The sequence below is a fragment of the Pseudomonas sp. Z5-35 genome (genome assembly GCF_051131945.1).
GTDB lineage: Bacteria > Pseudomonadota > Gammaproteobacteria > Pseudomonadales > Pseudomonadaceae > Aquipseudomonas > Aquipseudomonas marvdashtae.
The window spans coordinates 1,415,885-1,435,981 of the sequence record NZ_CP071640.1 but is presented as its reverse complement, the minus strand read 5'-3'; the positions used below and the strand labels follow the sequence as shown (position 1 = coordinate 1,435,981).

Here is a 20,097-nt window from a genome sequence, read left to right as displayed (position 1 = left end):
TATCAACTGGGAAGTCGAGTCATCACGGGGATGAGCCGAAAGGGGGACGATAGAAGGAATGTATAAAAAAACGGCCTGCTCATGGCAGGCCGTTTTTTAAAACCGGATCAGAACAACTTACGACCCTTGTTCGCCGCAATGCGCATGCGCAGGGCGTTGAGCTTGATAAAGCCGGCCGCGTCGGCCTGGTTGTAGGCCCCACCGTCTTCCTCGAAGGTCGCGATGTTGGCATCGAACAACGACTCGTCGGATTTGCGTCCGGTGACGATCACGTTGCCTTTGTAGAGTTTCAACCGCACGACGCCATTCACGTGAGCCTGGGAGGCATCGATCATCTGTTGCAGCATCAGACGCTCCGGGCTCCACCAGTAGCCGGTGTAGATCAGGCTGGCGTACTTGGGCATCAACTCGTCTTTCAAGTGAGCCACTTCGCGGTCCAGGGTGATCGATTCAATCGCCCGGTGCGCGCGCAGCATGATGGTGCCGCCCGGGGTTTCGTAGCAGCCACGGGACTTCATGCCAACATAGCGGTTCTCGACGATGTCCAGACGACCAATGCCGTGTTCGCCGCCGATACGATTCAGCGTCGCCAGAACGGTGGCCGGGCTCATTTCCACGCCATCCAGCGCGACAATGTCACCGTTGCGATAGGTCAGTTCCAGGTATTGCGGCGTATCGGGGGCTTTCTCCGGGGAGACGGTCCAGCGCCACATGTCTTCTTCGTGCTCGGTCCAGGTGTCTTCCAGCACGCCGCCTTCATAGGAGATGTGCAGCAAGTTGGCGTCCATCGAGTACGGCGATTTCTTCTTGCCGTGGCGCTCGATCGGGATCGCATGCTTCTCGGCGTAGTCCATCAATTTTTCACGGGACAGCAAGTCCCATTCGCGCCACGGGGCAATGACCTTCACGCCCGGCTTGAGGGCATAGGCGCCCAGCTCGAAACGCACCTGGTCGTTGCCTTTACCGGTGGCGCCATGGGAAATGGCGTCGGCGCCGGTTTCGTTGGCGATTTCGATCAGGCGCTTGGCAATCAGCGGACGGGCAATGGAAGTACCCAACAGGTACTCGCCTTCATAAACAGTGTTGGCGCGGAACATTGGGAACACGAAGTCGCGGACAAACTCTTCGCGCAAGTCGTCGATGTAGATCTCTTTGACGCCCATGGCCTGAGCCTTGGCGCGTGCAGGCTCGACTTCTTCGCCCTGCCCCAGGTCAGCGGTGAAGGTCACCACTTCGCAGTTATAAGTGTCCTGCAGCCACTTGAGGATCACCGAAGTGTCCAGGCCGCCGGAATACGCCAGAACGACCTTGTTTACGTCCGCCATGCCATCACTCCACGGGTTGTACGGAAAGCCGGGAAGTCTAACGTCCAGCGCGAATAATTTACAGGGGCGCGACAGCTTATGACGACGAAGCGACAGATTATGTCGAGCCGGCGACGATCAGGGCAGGATCAGGAGGTTCGCGCCGTCGCCGCAGCGGGGGCTGCAGTTTTGGTGGGAGCGACCGGCGTCGGAACCTTGCCAGGCGCCCCTACCGGTGCCGCAGGTGGCGTCGTCGGCTGTGGCGTCGGAGCTTGAGTCGCCGTCACACGCGCCAGATGCACAACCACGCGCCGGTTCTTGGCTCGATTGGCGGCGTTGGTATTAGAGACGAGGGGATAACGCTCACCGTGAAAACGCACGGTGAATTGGGATTCCTGGAAACCGTTGGCCTTGAAGAAATCCATGACCGCCAGCGCACGACGGCGCGACAATTCACGATTGGTCAAACGGTTGCCACTGTTGTCGGAATGGCCGTCGAGTTCGACATGATTGACGCTCGGGTCAGCCTTGATGAAGTCGAGCATGACTTGCAACTGCGCCTTGGCTTGGGCGTCGAGTTCAATCCCCTCGCCGGGAAAGCCGATCTGGGTTTGCTTGATCTGCTCGAAATTCTTCGGTAACAGTTTCGCTACACAGCCTTGATAATCGCTGAAAGCCTTGTTGAAGCGCACAGGCAACAGGCGGACCTCCGATACCCGGCCGTCCTCGGTATTGCGTCGGACCACAGGGCTACGACCCTCCATCAGCCCACTGATCAGACGGCCCGCCTGCACTTGGGAGCTGTCGAACAGCACATCGCCGCTGCCGATCCTGACCGAGCCCAGGTTGATGTCACCCCGCCCTGGCTGCCAAGGCGCCGCAGCCGCCAGCAACGTGGCGGAGCCGCCACCCATCATCGGGTTATAGGCCTTGAGCCGGAACGTGGCCTGCTCGCCTGCCCGGCGCACGAACTCGCCGCTACCGAAATCGGTGATCGGCTGGCTCAGCCGGCACTCGAACTTGTCGCCTTCGACCGTCCACTCGATGCTCTCCAGACGGGTCTGGAAAGTGAGCGCCATCGCGGGAAGGCTGGCAAACACACTGAGCAAGGCTAGATAACGCTGGCGCACGGGAGGCTCCACTGGCTTTATACGGAAATCGAAAAACACGTGGCATGACGCTTGTCCGAGACACCGCACGGAATCGTGGCACACCTGAAGGGGCTATCGGTCACTTGCGGCAAAACTTGATAGCGGGTGCCCGCATCGGTCTTTTCCGGTAGCATTCCCCAGAGTTTGACCCGCCTGGAAGCCCCCCATGTCCGACCGCCTGACCCTGCTGCGTCCCGACGACTGGCATATTCATCTTCGCGATGGTGCTGTGTTGACCCATACCGTCGCCGATGTCGCGCGCACCTTCGGGCGCGCAATCATCATGCCTAACCTGGTTCCGCCCGTGCGTAACGCCGTCGAGGCTGACGGCTATCGCCAGCGCATCCTCGCCGCGCGCCCGGCTGGCAGCCGCTTCGAGCCACTGATGGTGCTTTACCTCACCGACCGCACCCAGCCCGAGGAAATACGCGAGGCCAAGGCCAGCGGTTTCGTCCACGCGGCCAAGTTGTACCCGGCCGGCGCCACCACCAACTCGGATTCCGGCGTCACGAGCATCGACAAGATTTTCCCGGCGCTGGAAGCCATGGCCGAAGTCGGGATGCCCCTTCTGATCCACGGTGAAGTCACCCGCAGCGATGTCGACGTGTTCGACCGCGAGAAAATCTTCATCGACGAGCATATGCGTCGCGTCGTGGAGCGTTTCCCGACGCTCAAGGTGGTCTTCGAGCACATCACCACCGGCGATGCCGTGCAGTTCGTCAACGAAGCCCCGGCCAATGTCGGCGCGACGATCACTGCGCATCACCTGCTGTACAACCGCAACCACATGCTGGTGGGCGGCATCCGGCCGCACTTCTATTGCCTGCCGATCCTCAAGCGCAACACCCATCAGGAAGCCTTGCTCGACGCCGCCACCAGCGGCAGCGCCAAGTTTTTCCTCGGCACGGACTCGGCGCCCCACGCCCGCCACGCCAAGGAAGCCGCTTGCGGTTGCGCCGGGTGCTACACCGCCTACGCCGCCATAGAGATGTACGCCGAGGCGTTCGAGCAGCGCAATGCGCTGGACAAGCTCGAAGGTTTCGCCAGCTTGCAAGGCCCGCGTTTCTACGGCCTGCCGGTGAACACCGATTGTATTACCCTGGTCCGCGACGAGTGGACCGCCCCCGCCAGCCTGCCCTTTGGCGAGCTGACTGTCATCCCGCTGCGCGCCGGTGAAAAACTGCGCTGGCGCCTGCTGGAGGAAAACGCGTGAGTGAAGATCATTTCGACGACGAACTGGACGGCAACGCTGGTTCCGGGGGCGCTCGCCATCCCATGGCCGCTCGGTTCCGGGGCTACCTGCCGGTGGTGGTCGACGTAGAAACCGGCGGATTCAACTCCGCCACCGATGCGCTGCTGGAAATCGCCGCGACGACCATCGGCATGGACGAAAAAGGTTTCGTCTTCCCTGACCACACCTATTTCTTCCGCGTCGAACCGTTCGAAGGCGCCAACGTCGAAGCCGCCGCGCTGGAATTCACTGGGATCAAGCTTGATCACCCACTGCGCATGGCAGTGAGTGAAGAAACCGCCCTGACCGACATCTTCCGCGGCGTGCGCAAGGCGCTGAAGGCCAACGGTTGCAAGCGCGCGATCCTGGTGGGTCACAACAGCAGCTTCGACTTGGGCTTTCTCAATGCCGCCGTTGCGCGGTTGGACATGAAGCGCAACCCGTTCCATCCGTTTTCCAGCTTCGACACCGCAACCCTCGCGGGCCTGGCGTACGGCCAGACCGTATTGGCGAAGGCCTGCCAGGCCGCTGACATCGATTTCGATGGCCGCGAAGCCCACTCGGCCCGCTATGACACTGAGAAAACTGCCGAGCTGTTCTGCGGCATCGTCAATCGCTGGAAGGAAATGGGCGGCTGGCAGGATTTCGACGACTGATAGCGGCTAAGCCTGGCTCTGGCTCTGGCTCTTGTGCTCTTGAGCTCTTGTGGCGAGGGAGCTTGCTCCCGCTTGAGTGCGAAGCGCTCACACAGTTTTGAGGGCGGCTGCGCCCCCCAGCGGGAGCAAGCTCCCTCGCCACAGATATCTGCATTGCAGCTGATAACCGGCCCATAAAAAAACCGGCCCATCAAGGGCCGGTTTTTTTATGCCGCGTGCGCTTACAGCTTGTCGCTGTGCTCGCCCAGATAGGCGGCTACGCCTTCAGGCGATGCAGTCATGCCCTTGTCGCCTTTTTTCCAGTTGGCCGGGCAGACTTCGCCGTGCTCTTCGTGGAATTGCAGGGCGTCGACCAGACGGATCAGCTCTTCCATGTTACGGCCCAGCGGCAGATCGTTGATGATCTGCGAACGAACCACGCCTTTGTCATCGATCAGGAACGCGCCACGGAAGGCCACGCCGCCTTCGGACTCAACGTCGTAGGCCTTGGCGATTTCATGCTTCATGTCGGCAGCCATGGTGTACTTCACTTGGCCGATCCCGCCATTGTTGATCGGGGTGTTGCGCCAGGCGTTGTGGGTGAAGTGCGAGTCGATCGAAACCGCGACCACTTCAACGTTGCGCGCCTTGAAGTCGTCCATGCGGTGATCCAGTGCGATCAGCTCGGATGGGCAGACGAAGGTGAAGTCCAGCGGGTAGAAGAACACCAGGCCGTATTTGCCTTTGATGGCGGAGGACAGGGTGAAGCTGTCGACGATTTCGCCGTTGCCGAGGACGGCTGGAACGGTAAAGTCAGGGGCTTGTTTGCCTACGAGTACGCTCATTGGATATCTCCTGGTGTAGTAACGTGAAAACAGAGTCCGCGCCAGCCTGCCACCCTCAGGCGACAGCCCTGTGACACGAACCCGCTTTGCAAGGACCGACCATCATACACCGCACATTTGGACTGTCCTCAACGGTTTTTCAGCGACATCGAAAATCCGAAGCACCTGGCGGCATGCACCTCCACCAAACCGTTCGTCAGCCTGATGCCGCTCTGGTGAAAGAGCTTTAGAAACCACTTTGACAATCATTCTCGTTAACATTAAGATCTGTCTCAATTGAGTCACAACCAGCGACGGTTCTTACTTATGTATGTATGCCTCTGCACTGGCGTCACCGACGGACAAATCCGCGAAGCGATCTATGAAGGTTGCTGCAGCTACCGCGAAGTCCGCCAGGCCACCGGCGTAGCCAGCCAATGCGGTAAATGCGCCTGCCTTGCCAAGGAAGTGGTGCGTGAAACCCTCGCCAAAGTGCAGACCGCCCAGGCCTCGATCCCTTATCCGGTAGAATTTACTGCCGCATAAATCCAGCTTTTTGAAGAACCGGACTCAATGTCCGGTTTTTTTATGCCTGTAAATCAATTGCTTAGCGTCCAGACGCGGAACACAAACATTCTTATTCCGATTAATTTTCATTTATTATTCAATAACTTAGGTTTGACACCCGGAAATGGGCGGCTCAAACTCCGCCTTATACACAGCTATTACAGGGCAGGCCCTCACCATGAAAGGCGACATTACAGTCATCCAGCATCTCAACAAGATCCTCGCCAATGAGCTGGTCGCGATCAATCAATACTTCCTGCATGCACGCATGTATGAAGATTGGGGCCTGAACAAGCTGGGCAAGCACGAGTACCACGAATCCATCGACGAGATGAAACACGCGGACAAGCTGATCAAGCGCATCCTGTTCCTCGAAGGCCTGCCGAACGTCCAGGACCTGGGCAAGCTGCACATCGGCGAACACACCCGGGAAATGCTCGAATGCGACCTGCGCATCGAACGCACCGGCCACGCCGACCTGAAAGCCGCCATCGCCCACTGCGAAACCGTCGGTGACTTCGGCAGTCGCGAGCTGCTCGAAGATATCCTCGAGTCCGAAGAAGAACATATCGACTGGCTGGAAACCCAGTTGGGCCTGATCGACAAGATCGGTCTGGAGAATTACCTGCAATCGCAGATGGGTGAAGAATAAGCTTCCCCGAAAGCAAGCCACAAAAAAGCCCCGCCCTCTTTCGAGGAGCGGGGCTTTTTGTTGCCTGGATTTCCAGGCATCCCACAACGTTCGTCCACCACACCCCGTGCGGCGAACAGAACCGTCATGGATCAAGCTTCAGTCTTGTTCGCCGCTGCCGCTTCTACAGCTGCTTTGATCGCGGACTGCAACGAACCGTCAGCCGCCATCTCGGTCATGATGTCGCTGCCGCCAATCAACTCACCGCCGACCCACAACTGTGGGAAGGTTGGCCAGTTGGCGTACTTGGGCAGGTTGGCGCGGATTTCCGGGTTCTGCAGGATGTCCACGTAAGCGAACTTCTCGCCACACGCCATCACCGCTTGAGCAGCCTTGGCCGAGAAGCCGCACTGAGGCGCATTCGGCGAGCCTTTCATGTAAAGCAGGATGGTGTTGTTGGCAATCTGGTCTTTGATCGTTTCGATGATATCCACGGAGCACCTCGGCTTGAACTTTGCGACTACAGATGTCGACACGGTGGCGCATTGTAACGGAAAGCCGAGCACCCTGCTCGGTCCGCCCCAAGGACAATTCTACGCAGCCGCCACCTTCACCGGAACCCCATTAAGCGCCGCGTTGCCGGACAACTCATCGAGTTGGCATTCATCGGTCAAGTCATTGGCACTGGAACCGGGCTGCGCGCTGGCAATGGCCATCTGCACACCCGGTCGGGCATGGCCCCAGCCATGGGGAAGACTGACCACGCCTTTCATCATGTCCAGGCTGCCCTGCACCTCCACTTCGATCACGCCTACTCGCGAACTGACCTTGACTCGTTGCCCATCGACAAGACCCCGGCTCGCCAGGTCATCGGGATGCATCAGCAGCTGATGGCGCGGCTTGCCTTTCACTAGCCGATGAAAGTTATGCATCCAGGAGTTGTTGCTGCGCACATGGCGACGGCCAATCATCAGCAGCTCATCGGATGCCGGCGCTCGCAACACGGCAAAGCGCGCCAGGTCGGCAAGGATCACCGCGGGCGCGGCCTGCAAGCGACCATTTTCAGTTTTCAACCTTGCGGTGAGATTGGGTTTGAGCGCACCGAGATCAATGCCGTGGGGATGATCAAACAGAGTCGCCAGGGACAGCTTGTGCGGCGATGCATCCCCATAGGCACCCGCGCGCAGCCCCAGATCGATCATCTGCGCTGGCGGCATGGTCGGCTTGAGTTCCTTGCCGGTCCGGGCTGCAAAGGCCTTGGCCAGGCCGACGAATATTTCCCAGTCATGCAGCGCACCCTCAGGCTTGGGCAGGATCGCCCGATTGAAACGGCTGACGTTACGCACCGCGAACAGATTGAACGTGGTGTCGTAATGATCGTTTTCCAGGGCAGAGGTCGACGGCAGGATCAGGTCGGCATAGCGAGTGGTCTCGTTGATGTACAGATCGATACTGACCATGAACTCCAGGCCATCCAGTGCCTGCTCCAGCTGCCGCCCATTGGGCGTGGACAACACCGGGTTACCCGCCACGGTGACCAACGCACGGATCTGCCCTTCGCCCTCGGTGAGCATTTCTTCGGCGAGGGCCGACACCGGCAGCTCCCCCGCGTATTCGGGACGCCCGGACACTCGACTTTGCCATCGGTTGAAGTGTCCGCCCGAGGTGCTCGCCACCAAATCCACCGCTGGCTCGGTGCACAGCGCCCCGCCGACCCGATCAAGATTTCCGGTCACCAGATTGATCAACTGGATCAGCCAATGGCAAAGCGTGCCGAAAGCCTGGGTCGATACGCCCATCCGTCCGTAACACACCGCTGACGGCGCGGCGGCAAAATCACGCGCCAGCTGACGGATCTGCGTCGCCGGAATCGCACAGAGAGGGCTCATCGCCTCCGCGGTAAAGCTTGCAACGGCCTGGCGCACCTCTTCGAGGCCATCCACCGGCAAATGACCGTCACGAGTCAGGCCTTCGCTGAAGAGCGTGTTGAGCAAGCCAAACAGCAACGCAGCATCACCACCGGGGCGTACGAAGACATGCTGGTTGGCGATGGCCGCGGTCTCGCTGCGCCGAGGATCGACCACCACCACTTGGCCGCCCCGGGCCTGGATCGCCTTGAGGCGTTTCTCCACGTCCGGCACGGTCATGATGCTGCCGTTGGAAGCCAACGGGTTTGCACCCAAGATCAGCATGAAGTCGGTGTGGTCAATGTCCGGAATTGGCAGTAAGAGGCCGTGGCCGTACATCAAGTGGCTGGTCAGGTGATGGGGCAGTTGGTCCACCGAGGTCGCCGAGAAGCGGCTACGGGTTTTCAGCAGACCGAGAAAATAGTTGCTGTGGGTCATCAGCCCATAGTTATGCACGCTCGGGTTGCCTTGATAGACGCCCACCGCGTTCTGGCCGTGGCGTTCCTGAATGCTTGCCAGGCGTTCGGCCACCAACGCGAACGCGTCCTCCCAGGCGATGGGTAGCCATTCGCTGCCCATCCGCCGCATGGGCTGGCGCAGCCGGTCCGGATCGTTCTGGATATCCTGCAGCGCGACGGCCTTGGGGCAGATGTGTCCACGACTGAAACTGTCCAGCGGATCCCCCTTGATCGAGGTGATCGCCGGGCCTTGGCCTTCAGTTTCGGTGGTTTCGAGCGTCAGGCCACAGATGGCCTCACACAGATGGCACGCACGGTGATGAAGAGTCTTGGTCATGGCCAGTCTCTGTTTTATTCGTAGCGGCCGCTTTTGGCCGCGGGAACAAAACTATGGCCCGTGATCCCCTACCGCGCCAGCGACGTTCGTCCTGTGAATCGGCGGGCATCAGGCCAGCCGATTTCAGGGCTGCTCGGGAGGCGGCGCCAGCAACTGGATTTCCTCGATGGTCTCCACTTCCTCATGGGAGATGGGTACGCCCGTCAACTCGCCAATCAAGCGCCAATGCTCGTCAAGTCCACTGCTGATAGTGGCCATGCGATCAATCATCCGCCGACCCGCGGCCTTGGTCACTTCGTCGTCGCTGCGCAACAACTCGAATGACATGGACGTCACCGAAGCGGTCAGGTGCGTCAGGGAGCGCGCCGTCAGCCCCAGCAATTCCATCAGTTGTCGCTCTTTCGAATCCATTTGGGGGCTCCTGCATATAGGGGTTCATTTATAACCCAGGCCCTTGGTTTAGGAAATCTCACATCCGACAACGGACACTGGGAAATCCACGCCCGCCCGCCGAAAACCGAGCGTTTATCGTCCCACGCCCGTCCGGCTTGTTTGCCAAGCGCCGCCACGCCAGTGTACAAATGGGCTGCTGCTGTCAGGAAACCGGCTTTAAATACGTCATTGCAGTCCTGCCGTGACTTCGCTGAAATCCCCTATAACCGTAGCCCTATTGGTAAGACGCGACATTTAATGTCAATATCGCGCCTTCCCCTAATTTCGTCGCCCCGTGCGGCTTTTGCCGCAGGTCTCGCCCGTTTTTCCATTAAACAAGGCTTTGAGTATCTGCGGTCAGTAACAAAAGGTAGTCAATCATGAGCGCAAGGCACTTTCTCTCCCTGATGGATTTCACGCCCGATGAGTTGCTCGGCGTCATCCGTCGAGGCGTGGAGCTCAAGGACCTGCGTAAGCGCGGCGTACTGTTCGAGCCCTTGAACAACCGTGTACTGGGGATGATTTTCGAGAAGGCCTCGACGCGCACGCGCATTTCGTTCGAAGCCGGCATGATCCAGCTCGGTGGCCAGGCGATTTTCCTGTCGCCCCGCGACACCCAGCTCGGCCGCGGCGAGCCCATCAGCGATTGCGCCATCGTCATGTCGAGCATGCTCGATGCGGTGATGATCCGGACCTTTGCCCACAGCACCCTGACCCAATTCGCAGCCCATTCCCGCGTGCCGGTGATCAATGGCCTGTCCGATGACCTGCATCCCTGCCAGCTCCTGGCCGACATGCAGACGTTCCTCGAACACCGGGGCTCGATCCAGGGCAAGACCGTGGCGTGGATCGGTGACGGCAATAACATGTGCAACAGCTATATAGAAGCAGCGATCCAATTCGATTTCCAGCTGCGCATCGCCTGCCCTGAAGGCTACGAACCCAATCCGCAATTCGTCGCCCGGGCCGGTGACCGCGTAACCCTCGTTCGCGACCCGCAACAAGCGGTCACCGGCGCGCACCTGGTAAGCACCGACGTCTGGACGTCCATGGGCCAGGAAGAAGAAACCGCCAAGCGCCTGAAGCTGTTCGCGCCTTTCCAGGTCAATCGCGCCCTGCTCGACCTGGCGGCCGACGAAGTGCTGTTCATGCATTGCCTGCCGGCCCATCGTGGCGAAGAGATCAGCCTCGACCTGCTGGATGATCCGCGCTCCGTGGCCTGGGACCAGGCCGAGAATCGTCTCCACGCACAGAAGGCCCTGCTCGAATTTCTCGTCGAGCCGGCGTACCACCACGCATGAGCCATTCCTTGTTGTTGAATTTGCACAACTTGGCCTGCGGTTATCAGGACCAACGGGTCGTACAGAACCTCAACCTGCACCTCAACGCCGGCGATATCGGCTGCCTGCTCGGCTCGTCCGGGTGCGGCAAGACCACGACCTTGCGGGCCATCGCTGGTTTCGAGCCCGTGCATGAAGGTGAGATCCAGCTGGCCGGGGAAACCATTTCCCGCGCGGGCTTTACCCTCGCCCCCGAGAAGCGCCGTATCGGCATGGTGTTCCAGGACTATGCGCTGTTCCCGCACTTGAGCGTCGCCGAGAACATGGCCTTCGGCATTCGCAAACATCCTCAAAAGGATCGCGTGGTCGAAGAGCTGCTGGAATTGGTCAACTTGAAGAACCTGGGCAAGCGCTTTCCCCATGAACTTTCTGGGGGCCAGCAACAACGCGTGGCGCTTGCCCGGGCGTTGGCGCCCGAGCCGCAACTGTTGTTGCTCGACGAACCGTTTTCCAACCTCGACGGCGAGCTGCGACGCAAGCTCAGCCATGAGGTGCGCGACATTCTCAAGGCTCGCGGCACCAGCGCAATCCTGGTGACTCATGATCAGGAAGAGGCCTTTGCCGTGAGCGATCATGTCGGTGTGTTCCGGGAAGGTCGACTGGAACAATGGGATACACCTTACAACCTGTATCACGAACCGCTGACGCCTTACGTCGCCAGCTTCATTGGCCAGGGTTATTTCATTCGCGGCCAACTCGACAGCCCGGAATCGGTGCAAACTGAACTGGGCGTGCTGCGCGGCAACCGAGCCTACACCTGGCCGATCGGCGGCGCCGTGGATGTGCTGCTGCGCCCGGACGATATCGTCTATGCGCCAGACAGCCAGCTGACAGCCACTATCGTCGGCAAGACGTTCCTTGGTGCTTCTACCTTGTATCGCCTGCAATTGCCGACAGGCGCGCAATTGGAATCGATTTTCCCGAGCCATGCCGATCATCAGGTCGGGGCGACCGTTGGTGTCCGAGTGGCGGCTGAGCACTTGGTATTGTTCCAGGCCTCGGGCAGCACAGCGGCACATCTGCCGCCGGTGGAAAATGGCGTGCGGCGACACAGCGCGGCCAGCTAATGCTTCGGGAGGCTTTTGTGGCGAAGGGGCTGGCTCCCTCGCCACAAGTCAACCCAGGGACAGCGTCCCGCTCGCCACAAGCGTCGCATGCCCGCCGATCTTCACCCGCTCTCCCTCCAACCGACAAAACAATGCCCCGCCCCTGGCTGAACACTGATACGCCGTAAGACCGTGCTTGTTCAGGCGCTTGGACCAGTATGGAATCAAGCTGCAATGGGTCGACCCGGTGACCGGATCCTCATTGATGCCGATCGCCGGGGCAAAATAGCGCGAGACGAAATCGTGCTTGCTGCCCGGCGCCGTCACGATAGCGCCCGGCCACGGCAGCTTTGCCAAGGCTGCCATATCAGGCTTGCAGTCGAGCACGGCTTGCTCCGATTCCAACACCACGAACAGCTCGTTGGAGCTCAGCACGTCCACCGCCTCGACCCCCAAGGCATTCTGGACCGCCAGGGAAGCGCCCAATTCGGCCGGCACTATCGCAGGGAAATCCAACCACAGCCGGTCACCTTCGCGGCTGACGCTCAGCGCTCCAGACTTGCAGATGAAATCCAGCCGCTGCGCGGTTTCGTGATAGACCTCGAACAATACGAAGGCGCTGGCCAATGTCGCATGTCCACAGAGCGGGACTTCCGTGGTGGGAGTAAACCATCGAATGTGCCACTGCTGGTTTTCACGCACCAGGAAAGCGGTTTCAGCCAGGTTATGTTCGGCCGCGATCTTCTGCATCAAGTCGTCGGCGAGCCAGGCATCGAGCCGATAGACCATCGCCGGGTTACCGCCAAACGGCCGGTCACTGAACGCATCGACCTGATGAAACGCGAGCTGCATGGCACTTCTCCTTTTTATAGATGCGCGAGCATGAGCCGCACCGGCACCGTTTATCCAGTGACAGATGAGCACAATTTTTGCCCTACAGCACAGGACGGAAGTTTTGACACCCAATGAAACCTGAAGCCTCAGATTATCTTGGCAAGGGATTCAGGGACGCCCAATGTCGGCGAATGCCGCCCCGGTATGTTCCTTCAATACCAAAGGCGCCAATTCGACTTCCAAACCACGCCTGCCCGCACTGACGAACAGACTGGCTAGAGGCTGCGCAGAATTATCGATAAACGTGCGAAGACGTTTTTTCTGCCCCAGCGGGCTGATACCGCCAAGCAGATAACCCGTCGAGCGTTGAGCGGCGGCTGGATCAGCCATCTCGACTTTTTTCACCCCCGCGGCGTGGGCCAGCGCTTTCAGGTCCAGGCTTCCAGCCACGGGCACCACCGCCACCAGCAGCTCGCCCTTTTCGCTGGCGGCCAACAAGGTCTTGAACACCCGCGCCGGCTCCAATCCGAGCTTTTCAGCTGCCTCCAGTCCATAGGACGCTGCCTTGGGATCGTGTTCGTAGCTGTGGATGCGATGTTCGGCGCGCACTTTCTTAAGCAGATCCAACGCGGGGGTCATGGCCACTCCTGACAGAAAAACCAAAAGACTATGAGGAATTCTATGCGATCGGCGGGTAAAAGGCTTCGCGGCGGTCATTCACGCCACGAATAATCCCAAAGTGACTGATGGTTCACTTTCGACCTTTGACAGCGGCGTTTCTTGTCTATATTTTTTCGAAACTGAAAGCAGAAACACGTGTCTCAAGCAACAGCCCGAGCGCAGGATGGGGATCCCGCCCTCGGTGAAAACGCGCTGACGAGTTGTATCCGACGCGCAGGACAACAAAAAGAACCGAGGTTTGAATGACAACTGCTTTACAACAACCCTCCCTTTCCAGCCAATGCCTGGCCGAGTTTCTCGGTACGGCCCTGCTGATCTTTTTCGGTACCGGTTGCGTTGCGGCGCTCAAGGTCGCGGGTGCGAGTTTCGGCTTGTGGGAAATCAGCATCATCTGGGGCGTCGGTGTCAGCATGGCGATCTATCTCAGCGCCGGTATTTCCGGTGCCCATTTAAACCCCGCCGTCAGCATCGCGCTGTGTATTTTTACTGACTTCGAAAAACGCAAACTGCCGTTCTACATCATCTGCCAAGTCGCCGGCGCCTTCTGCGGTGCGCTCTTGGTCTATACGCTGTACAGCAATCTGTTCTTCGATTTCGAACAGTCTCGCCAGATGATTCGCGGCACCGAAGCAAGCCTCGAACTGGCGTCGGTATTCTCTACCTACCCGCACCCAGCACTGTCCACCGGCCAGGCCTTCCTGGTGGAAACGATCATCACCGCCATCCTGATGGGCGTGATCATGTCCCTTACCGATGACAATAATGGCCTGCCTCGCGGTCCGCTGGCTCCGCTGCTGATCGGCCTGCTGATCGCCGTGATTGGCAGTTCGATGGGGCCGCTGACAGGCTTCGCGATGAACCCGGCGCGGGACTTCGGTCCAAAACTGATGACATTTTTCGCTGGCTGGGGTGAAATTTCCCTGACCGGGGGACGCGACATCCCGTACTTTCTGGTGCCTATCTTCGCACCGATTGCGGGGGCTTGCCTGGGTGCCGCCGCCTACCGCGGGCTGATTGCCCGTCACCTGCCCGGCGCCGTGGCTGCTACAAAGGATGCAGAGCCGACCATTGACGGCAAGCCCAGAACATCCTGAACAGTCGGCGCAGGCTCCTGCCATTCCGGTCTGCGCCGTGGCTTCTTTATCTACGTCTCCCTTTATGAAAGACCCGAGGCAATCGACATGACCGACATTGAGAATAAAAACTACATCATTGCCCTAGACCAAGGCACGACCAGCTCGCGGGCGATTATTTTCGACCGTGACGCCAACGTGGTCTGCACAGCCCAACGCGAATTCGTCCAGCATTATCCGCAGCCAGGCTGGGTCGAACATGATCCGATGGAAATCTTCGCCACGCAGAGCGCGGTCATGGTAGAGGCCTTGGCCCATGCCGGGCTGCACCACGACCAGGTTGCCGCCATCGGCATTACCAACCAGCGCGAAACCACTGTGGTCTGGGACAAGTCCACCGGGCGTCCGATCTACAACGCCGTCGTCTGGCAATGCCGACGCAGCACCGAGATCTGCCAGCAACTCAAGCGCGACGGCCACGAGCAGTACATCAGCGAAGCCACCGGCCTGGTCACCGATCCGTATTTCTCCGGGACCAAGCTCAAGTGGATCCTCGACCACGTCGAAGGCAGCCGCGAACGCGCGCGCAACGGCGAATTGCTATTCGGCACCGTGGACAGTTGGCTTATCTGGAAATTCACTGGCGGCAAGGTCCACGTCACCGACTACACCAACGCCTCGCGCACCATGCTGTTCAACATTCACTCGCTGGAATGGGACGCGAAGATGCTCGACATCCTCGACATCCCTCGCGAGATGTTGCCGGAAGTGAAATCTTCCTCGGAAATCTACGGCCGCACCAAAAGCGGCATTGCCATCGGCGGTATCGCCGGCGACCAGCAAGCCGCCCTCTTCGGCCAGATGTGCGTGGAACCGGGCCAGGCGAAGAATACCTACGGCACCGGCTGCTTCCTGTTGATGAACACCGGCGACAAAGCCGTCAAATCCAACCATGGCATGCTCACCACCATCGCCTGCGGCCCGCGCGGCGAAGTGGCATACGCCCTGGAGGGCGCGGTGTTCAACGGCGGCTCCACGGTCCAGTGGTTGCGCGATGAACTCAAGATCGTCAACGACGCCCTCGATACCGAATATTTCGCCAACAAGGTCAAGGACAGCAATGGCGTGTACCTGGTGCCGGCGTTCACGGGCCTTGGTGCGCCGTACTGGGACCCTTATGCCCGCGGCGCACTGTTCGGCCTGACCCGTGGCGTACGAGTCGATCACATCATTCGGGCGACGCTGGAATCAATCGCCTATCAGACCCGCGACGTGCTCGATGCCATGCAGCAGGATGCCGGCGAACGCCTCAAGTCCCTTCGCGTGGACGGCGGCGCGGTGGCCAACAACTTCCTCATGCAGTTTCAGGCAGACATTCTTGGCACCTTGGTCGAGCGCCCGAAAATGCGCGAGACCACCGCACTGGGCGCAGCGTACCTGGCCGGTTTGGCATGCGGCTTCTGGGGCAGCCTGGACGAGTTGCGCGGCAAAGCGGTCATCGAGCGCGAGTTCGAGCCGCAGCTGGATGAACAGGCCAAGGAAAAACTCTACGCCGGCTGGAAAAAAGCCGTCAGCCGCACCCGCGATTGGGAGCCACACGAAGACGCTGAGTAAGCCGAAGCCGGGAACGATGAGGATCTGAAACTGGTCGGGAATGGATTCCTGCGGCATCATGGGCAAATTTTGTACGGCAGCCCAAAGGAAGCCCCATGAATCTGCCTCCCCGCCAGCAGCAAATCCTCGAGCTGGTCCGCGAACGCGGCTATGTCAGCATCGAGGAAATGGCGCAGCTCTTCGTCGTCACCCCGCAAACCATCCGCCGCGACATCAATCAATTGGCGGAAGTGAACCTGCTGCGCCGCTACCACGGCGGCGCCGCCTATGATTCGAGCGTCGAAAACACCGCCTACGCCATGCGCGCCGACCAGATGCGCGACGAAAAGCAACGCATTGCCGAAGCCATCGCCGCCCAGATTCCCGATCACGCCTCGCTGTTCATCAATATCGGCACCACCACCGAGTCGATTGCCCGGGCGCTGCTCAATCACAACCATCTGAAAGTCATCACCAACAACCTGCACGTGGCATCGATCCTCAGCGCCAAGGATGACTTCGAAGTCCTGATTGCCGGGGGCAACGTACGCCGTGATGGCGGCGTGGTAGGCCAGGCCAGCGTCGATTTCATCAACCAGTTCAAGGTGGACTTCGCCCTGGTGGGTATCAGCGGGATCGACGAAGACGGCAGCCTGCTGGATTTCGATTATCAGGAAGTGCGGGTTTCCCAAGCCATCATCGCTAATGCGCGGCAGGTATTGCTGGCGGCCGATTCCAGCAAGTTCGGGCGCAACGCCATGGTACGCCTGGGCCCGATCAGCCTGATCGACTGCCTGGTGACCGACCAACAGCCAGTGCCGGCGCTGGCGCAATTGCTGAGCCAGCACAAGATTCGGCTGGAAGTGGTCTGAAGCCCCACTACCCTGTGGCGAGGGAGCTTGCTCCCGCTCGGCGGCGTAGCCGTCGCAAATTTTACTGAATGCGGCTCGCCTGAAGAAACGCGTCGGCCTGATTGGGATGGCTTCGCCATCCAGCGGGAGCAAGCTCCCTCGCCACAAGAGCCCTCCCCAACTCCTTTTTGTTCGAAAATTTTCCTTCAGCGTCGTTCGATCAGTATTTTCAATCGAATTCGACTGGCTGTCGCTGTGCTTATGGGCTAGTATTTTCGCAAATGAACATTTATGTTCGAATTCAAATATTACGAAAAGAGCCCGAGGCCAGCCGATGCCCACTTCTACCTTGCCTACGCCCCCTCTCGCAGAGATCTATGATGTCGCCGTCATCGGTGGCGGTATCAACGGCGTGGGGATTGCCGCGGACGCTGCCGGTCGCGGCCTTTCGGTGTTCCTTTGTGAAAAGGATGACCTGGCCAGCCATACCTCGTCGGCGAGCAGCAAGTTGATCCACGGCGGTCTGCGCTATCTCGAGCATTACGAATTCCGCCTGGTGCGTGAAGCGCTGGCCGAGCGCGAAGTGCTGCTCACCAAAGCCCCGCACATCGTCAAGCAAATGCGCTTTGTGTTGCCCCATCGGCCGCACCTGCGTCCTGCCTGGATGATTCGCGCCGGCCTGTTTCTTTACGATCACCTGGGCAAACGCGAGCAACTGGCCGGTTCCAAGAGCCTGAAATTCGGCGCCGACAGCGCATTGAAAAGCGAAATCACCAAAGGTTTCGAATACTCCGACTGCTGGGTAGATGACGCACGACTGGTGGTGCTCAACGCCATGGCGGCCCGTGAAAAAAGCGCGCATATCCACACCCGCACCCGCTGCGTGAGTGCTCGCCGCAGCAAGGGCCTGTGGCAGCTGAACCTGGAACGCACCGATGGCAGTCTGTTTTCCATCCATGCCAAGGCGCTGGTCAACGCCGCCGGGCCGTGGGTCGCCAAGTTCATTCGCGATGACCTGAAGCTCGAATCGCCCTACGGCATCCGCCTGATCCAGGGCAGCCACCTGATTGTTCCGAAGCTCTACGAAGGCGAGCACGCGCACATTCTTCAAAACGAAGATCAGCGCATCGTGTTCACCATTCCGTACCTGAACCAGTTCACCCTGATCGGCACCACCGATCGCGAATACACCGGCGACCCAGCTTCAGTGGCGATTACCGAGGGCGAAACCGATTACCTGCTGAAGGTGGTCAACGCACACTTCAAGAAGCAGATCAGCCGTGACGAGATCCTGCACAGCTATTCGGGTGTTCGCCCGCTGTGCAATGACGAATCCGACAACCCATCCGCCGTGACCCGGGACTACACCCTCGCGCTCTCCGGCGGCGGCGATGAAGCTCCATTGCTGTCAGTGTTCGGCGGCAAGCTGACCACTTATCGCAAGTTGGCCGAATCGGCCATGGCGCAGCTGGCTCCCTATTTCACGCAGATGCGCCCAAGCTGGACCGCCCTGGAAACCTTGCCTGGCGGCGAAAACATGACCACGCCGCAGGCGTTGTGCTCGGCCATTCGCGACAAATTCGACTGGCTGCCGACCGATATCGCCCGCCGCTGGGCCACCACTTATGGCAGCCGTACCTGGCGCATGCTTGAAGGGGTGCAAAGCCTCGCCGACCTGGGCGAACACATCGGCGCAGGACTCTACACCCGGGAAGTCGACTATCTGTGCAGCGACGAATGGGCCGTGTATGCCCAGGACATTCTCTGGCGTCGCAGCAAGCTGGGCCTGTTCACCAGCGCCTCGGAACAAGAGAAACTGCAGCAGTACCTTGACAAGGTCGAGCACAACCGACGCAAGATCGAAGCGGCCTGAAATCACCGCTGAGTAAATGAAGCCCCCGGATCGAAAGATTCGGGGGCTTTTTGCTGCCTGGCGCCCTTTCCCCAAGCACACGCCCTATGCGGCGCATTCGGTTTTCCGAACGCGACCCGACGGTCAATTCGGCAAACCGGATAAGTTATCGGCCGAAAAGCTGAAACAAAACGTTAATTTCCTTTTAAAACAACTAGATGATCATTTGGCGCTGGCCTGGCACGAGTCATGCTCTACACTCGTGGAGACGAACGCCTGTACGCCAACACAACAGGAGCTGCCAGGCATTCGAAGCACTCAGGGCCGGTTGAACCGGCCGAATAAAAAAAACAATGTCGAGGAAATATCGATGCGCATCGTTCCCCATCTCCTGGGCGCAGCCGTTGCTGCCGCTCTGATCAGCACTCCGGTCTTCGCAGCCGAACTGACCGGTACGCTGAAAAAGATCAAAGAGTCCGGCGTCGTTACGCTCGGCCACCGCGACGCCTCCATCCCGTTTTCCTACATTGCGGACGCTTCCGGCAAGCCGGTCGGCTATTCCCACGACATCCAACTGAAAGTCGTCGAAGCGCTGAAAAAAGAGCTGGACGTGCCGAACCTGCAGGTCAAGTACAATCTGGTCACCTCGCAAACCCGTATTCCCCTGGTGCAGAACGGCACCGTCGACCTGGAATGCGGCTCCACCACCAACAACGTCGAGCGCCAGCAACAAGTCGCTTTCTCCGTAGGCATCTTCGAGATCGGCACCCGGCTGCTGACCAAGAAAGATTCCAAGTACAAGGATTTTGACGACCTGAAAGGCAAGAACGTCGTGACCACCGCCGGCACCACGTCCGAGCGCCTGCTCAAGTCCATGAACGCCGACAAGCAAATGGGCATGAACGTCATCTCCGCCAAGGACCATGGCGAATCCTTCCAGATGCTCGAAGGCGGTCGTGCCGTCGCGTTCATGATGGACGACGCCCTGCTGGCCGGCGAAGCCGCAAAGGCCAAGAAGGCTGATGACTGGGCCGTGACCGGTACCGCACAGTCCTACGAAATCTATGGCTGCATGGTGCGCAAGGGCGACGAGCCGTTCAAGAAGGCTGTGGATGACGCCATCAAGGCCACCTACGCTTCGGGCGAGATCAACAAGATCTACGAAAAATGGTTCATGCAGCCAATCCCGCCAAAAGGCCTGAACCTCAACTTCCCGATGAGCGACGAACTCAAGGACCTGATCGCCACCCCGACCGACAAAGCGGCTGACGACAAAAAATCCTGATTTCTGACTAACCTTACCTCTTGGAAGGGCCCAGCCCTTCCAAGAGTGTGTCATTCCCTGCTGGC

19 protein-coding genes are annotated in these 20,097 nt (G+C 59.4%); 11 read left to right on the top strand and 8 right to left on the bottom strand.

The genetic code is table 11. The features are described 5' to 3' along the window. Nucleotides 1-107: 107 nt before the first annotated feature. Together J3P95_RS06660 and J3P95_RS06655 are read right to left on the bottom strand one after the other, a co-directional pair. Complete coding sequence (locus J3P95_RS06660) at nt 108-1,325, bottom strand: argininosuccinate synthase (protein ID WP_003204943.1); 1,218 nt, start codon at nt 1,323-1,325, stop codon at nt 108-110. A 128-nt stretch (nt 1,326-1,453) separates the two neighbouring features. After that, nucleotides 1,454-2,434: a flagellar protein MotY gene (locus J3P95_RS06655; RefSeq protein WP_434578192.1), complete on the bottom strand. Its 981-nt coding sequence runs from the start codon at nt 2,432-2,434 to the stop codon at nt 1,454-1,456. A gap of 187 nt (nt 2,435-2,621) precedes the next feature. Between J3P95_RS06655 and pyrC the strand changes: the two genes are divergently transcribed. Continuing rightward, nucleotides 2,622-3,668, top strand: a complete 1,047-nt coding sequence (pyrC, locus tag J3P95_RS06650; RefSeq protein WP_434578194.1) for a dihydroorotase — start codon at nt 2,622-2,624, stop codon at nt 3,666-3,668. Then, a complete protein-coding gene (rnt, locus tag J3P95_RS06645) occupies nt 3,665-4,342 on the top strand; it encodes a ribonuclease T (protein ID WP_186611625.1) in 678 nt (225 codons plus the stop codon). The genes pyrC and rnt overlap by 4 nt, the downstream gene beginning before the upstream one ends. 221 nt (nt 4,343-4,563) lie before the next feature. On the opposite strand, the gene J3P95_RS06640 is transcribed toward rnt, so the two are convergent. Next, nucleotides 4,564-5,166 carry a peroxiredoxin gene (locus tag J3P95_RS06640; RefSeq protein ID WP_003204949.1) on the bottom strand — a complete coding sequence of 201 codons (603 nt, stop codon included), beginning with the start codon at nt 5,164-5,166 and terminating at the stop codon, nt 4,564-4,566. A 306-nt stretch (nt 5,167-5,472) separates the two neighbouring features. Here J3P95_RS06640 and J3P95_RS06635 point away from each other — a divergent pair, with 306 nt between their 5' ends. Together J3P95_RS06635 and bfr are read left to right on the top strand one after the other, a co-directional pair. Further along, nucleotides 5,473-5,691 (top strand): bacterioferritin-associated ferredoxin, encoded by a 219-nt coding sequence (locus tag J3P95_RS06635; protein ID WP_003178704.1) that lies wholly within the window; start codon nt 5,473-5,475, stop codon nt 5,689-5,691. A 199-nt stretch (nt 5,692-5,890) separates the two neighbouring features. Next, nucleotides 5,891-6,364: a bacterioferritin gene (gene bfr / locus J3P95_RS06630; RefSeq protein WP_186635709.1), complete on the top strand. Its 474-nt coding sequence runs from the start codon at nt 5,891-5,893 to the stop codon at nt 6,362-6,364. Between the two features lie 131 nt (nt 6,365-6,495). Here bfr and grxD read toward each other — a convergent pair whose 3' ends face one another. From grxD to J3P95_RS06615, 3 genes are all read right to left on the bottom strand, one after another. Further along, nucleotides 6,496-6,837: a Grx4 family monothiol glutaredoxin gene (grxD, locus tag J3P95_RS06625; protein WP_434561668.1), complete on the bottom strand. Its 342-nt coding sequence runs from the start codon at nt 6,835-6,837 to the stop codon at nt 6,496-6,498. Nucleotides 6,838-6,936: 99 nt separating this feature from the next. Next, nucleotides 6,937-9,045: a molybdopterin oxidoreductase family protein gene (locus J3P95_RS06620; protein WP_434578197.1), complete on the bottom strand. Its 2,109-nt coding sequence runs from the start codon at nt 9,043-9,045 to the stop codon at nt 6,937-6,939. Nucleotides 9,046-9,168: 123 nt separating this feature from the next. Then, complete coding sequence (locus tag J3P95_RS06615; RefSeq protein ID WP_186635701.1) at nt 9,169-9,456, bottom strand: hypothetical protein; 288 nt, start codon at nt 9,454-9,456, stop codon at nt 9,169-9,171. Nucleotides 9,457-9,857: 401 nt separating this feature from the next. Between J3P95_RS06615 and argF the strand changes: the two genes are divergently transcribed. Together argF and J3P95_RS06605 are read left to right on the top strand one after the other, a co-directional pair. Then, a complete protein-coding gene (gene argF, locus J3P95_RS06610; protein ID WP_434561664.1) occupies nt 9,858-10,778 on the top strand; it encodes an ornithine carbamoyltransferase in 921 nt (306 codons plus the stop codon). Next, nucleotides 10,775-11,884 carry an ABC transporter ATP-binding protein gene (locus J3P95_RS06605; protein ID WP_434578200.1) on the top strand — a complete coding sequence of 370 codons (1,110 nt, stop codon included), beginning with the start codon at nt 10,775-10,777 and terminating at the stop codon, nt 11,882-11,884. Before argF ends, J3P95_RS06605 begins: the two co-directional genes overlap by 4 nt. 48 nt (nt 11,885-11,932) lie before the next feature. On the opposite strand, the gene J3P95_RS06600 is transcribed toward J3P95_RS06605, so the two are convergent. Continuing rightward, on the bottom strand, nt 11,933-12,715 hold the full coding sequence (locus J3P95_RS06600) for a PhzF family phenazine biosynthesis protein (RefSeq protein ID WP_434561660.1): 783 nt from the start codon (nt 12,713-12,715) through the stop codon (nt 11,933-11,935). Between the two features lie 150 nt (nt 12,716-12,865). Continuing rightward, nucleotides 12,866-13,336 carry a Cys-tRNA(Pro) deacylase gene (gene ybaK, locus J3P95_RS06595; RefSeq protein ID WP_434561658.1) on the bottom strand — a complete coding sequence of 157 codons (471 nt, stop codon included), beginning with the start codon at nt 13,334-13,336 and terminating at the stop codon, nt 12,866-12,868. A gap of 284 nt (nt 13,337-13,620) precedes the next feature. On the opposite strand from ybaK, the gene J3P95_RS06590 reads away from it, so the two are divergent. The 5 genes from J3P95_RS06590 to J3P95_RS06570 all read left to right on the top strand — a co-directional run bounded on the left by J3P95_RS06590 (nt 13,621) and on the right by J3P95_RS06570 (nt 20,032). After that, complete coding sequence (locus J3P95_RS06590) at nt 13,621-14,472, top strand: MIP/aquaporin family protein (protein WP_434578202.1); 852 nt, start codon at nt 13,621-13,623, stop codon at nt 14,470-14,472. 87 nt (nt 14,473-14,559) lie between these two features. Then, nucleotides 14,560-16,065: a glycerol kinase GlpK gene (gene glpK / locus J3P95_RS06585; RefSeq protein WP_434578204.1), complete on the top strand. Its 1,506-nt coding sequence runs from the start codon at nt 14,560-14,562 to the stop codon at nt 16,063-16,065. A gap of 95 nt (nt 16,066-16,160) precedes the next feature. After that, complete coding sequence (locus tag J3P95_RS06580) at nt 16,161-16,916, top strand: DeoR/GlpR family transcriptional regulator (RefSeq protein ID WP_003204973.1); 756 nt, start codon at nt 16,161-16,163, stop codon at nt 16,914-16,916. Between the two features lie 313 nt (nt 16,917-17,229). Then, nucleotides 17,230-18,768, top strand: a complete 1,539-nt coding sequence (gene glpD, locus J3P95_RS06575) for a glycerol-3-phosphate dehydrogenase (protein WP_434578206.1) — start codon at nt 17,230-17,232, stop codon at nt 18,766-18,768. 349 nt (nt 18,769-19,117) lie between these two features. After that, entirely contained in the window at nt 19,118-20,032 is a 915-nt protein-coding gene (locus J3P95_RS06570) for a glutamate/aspartate ABC transporter substrate-binding protein (RefSeq protein WP_434561650.1), read from the top strand. Nucleotides 20,033-20,097: the final 65 nt, after the last annotated feature.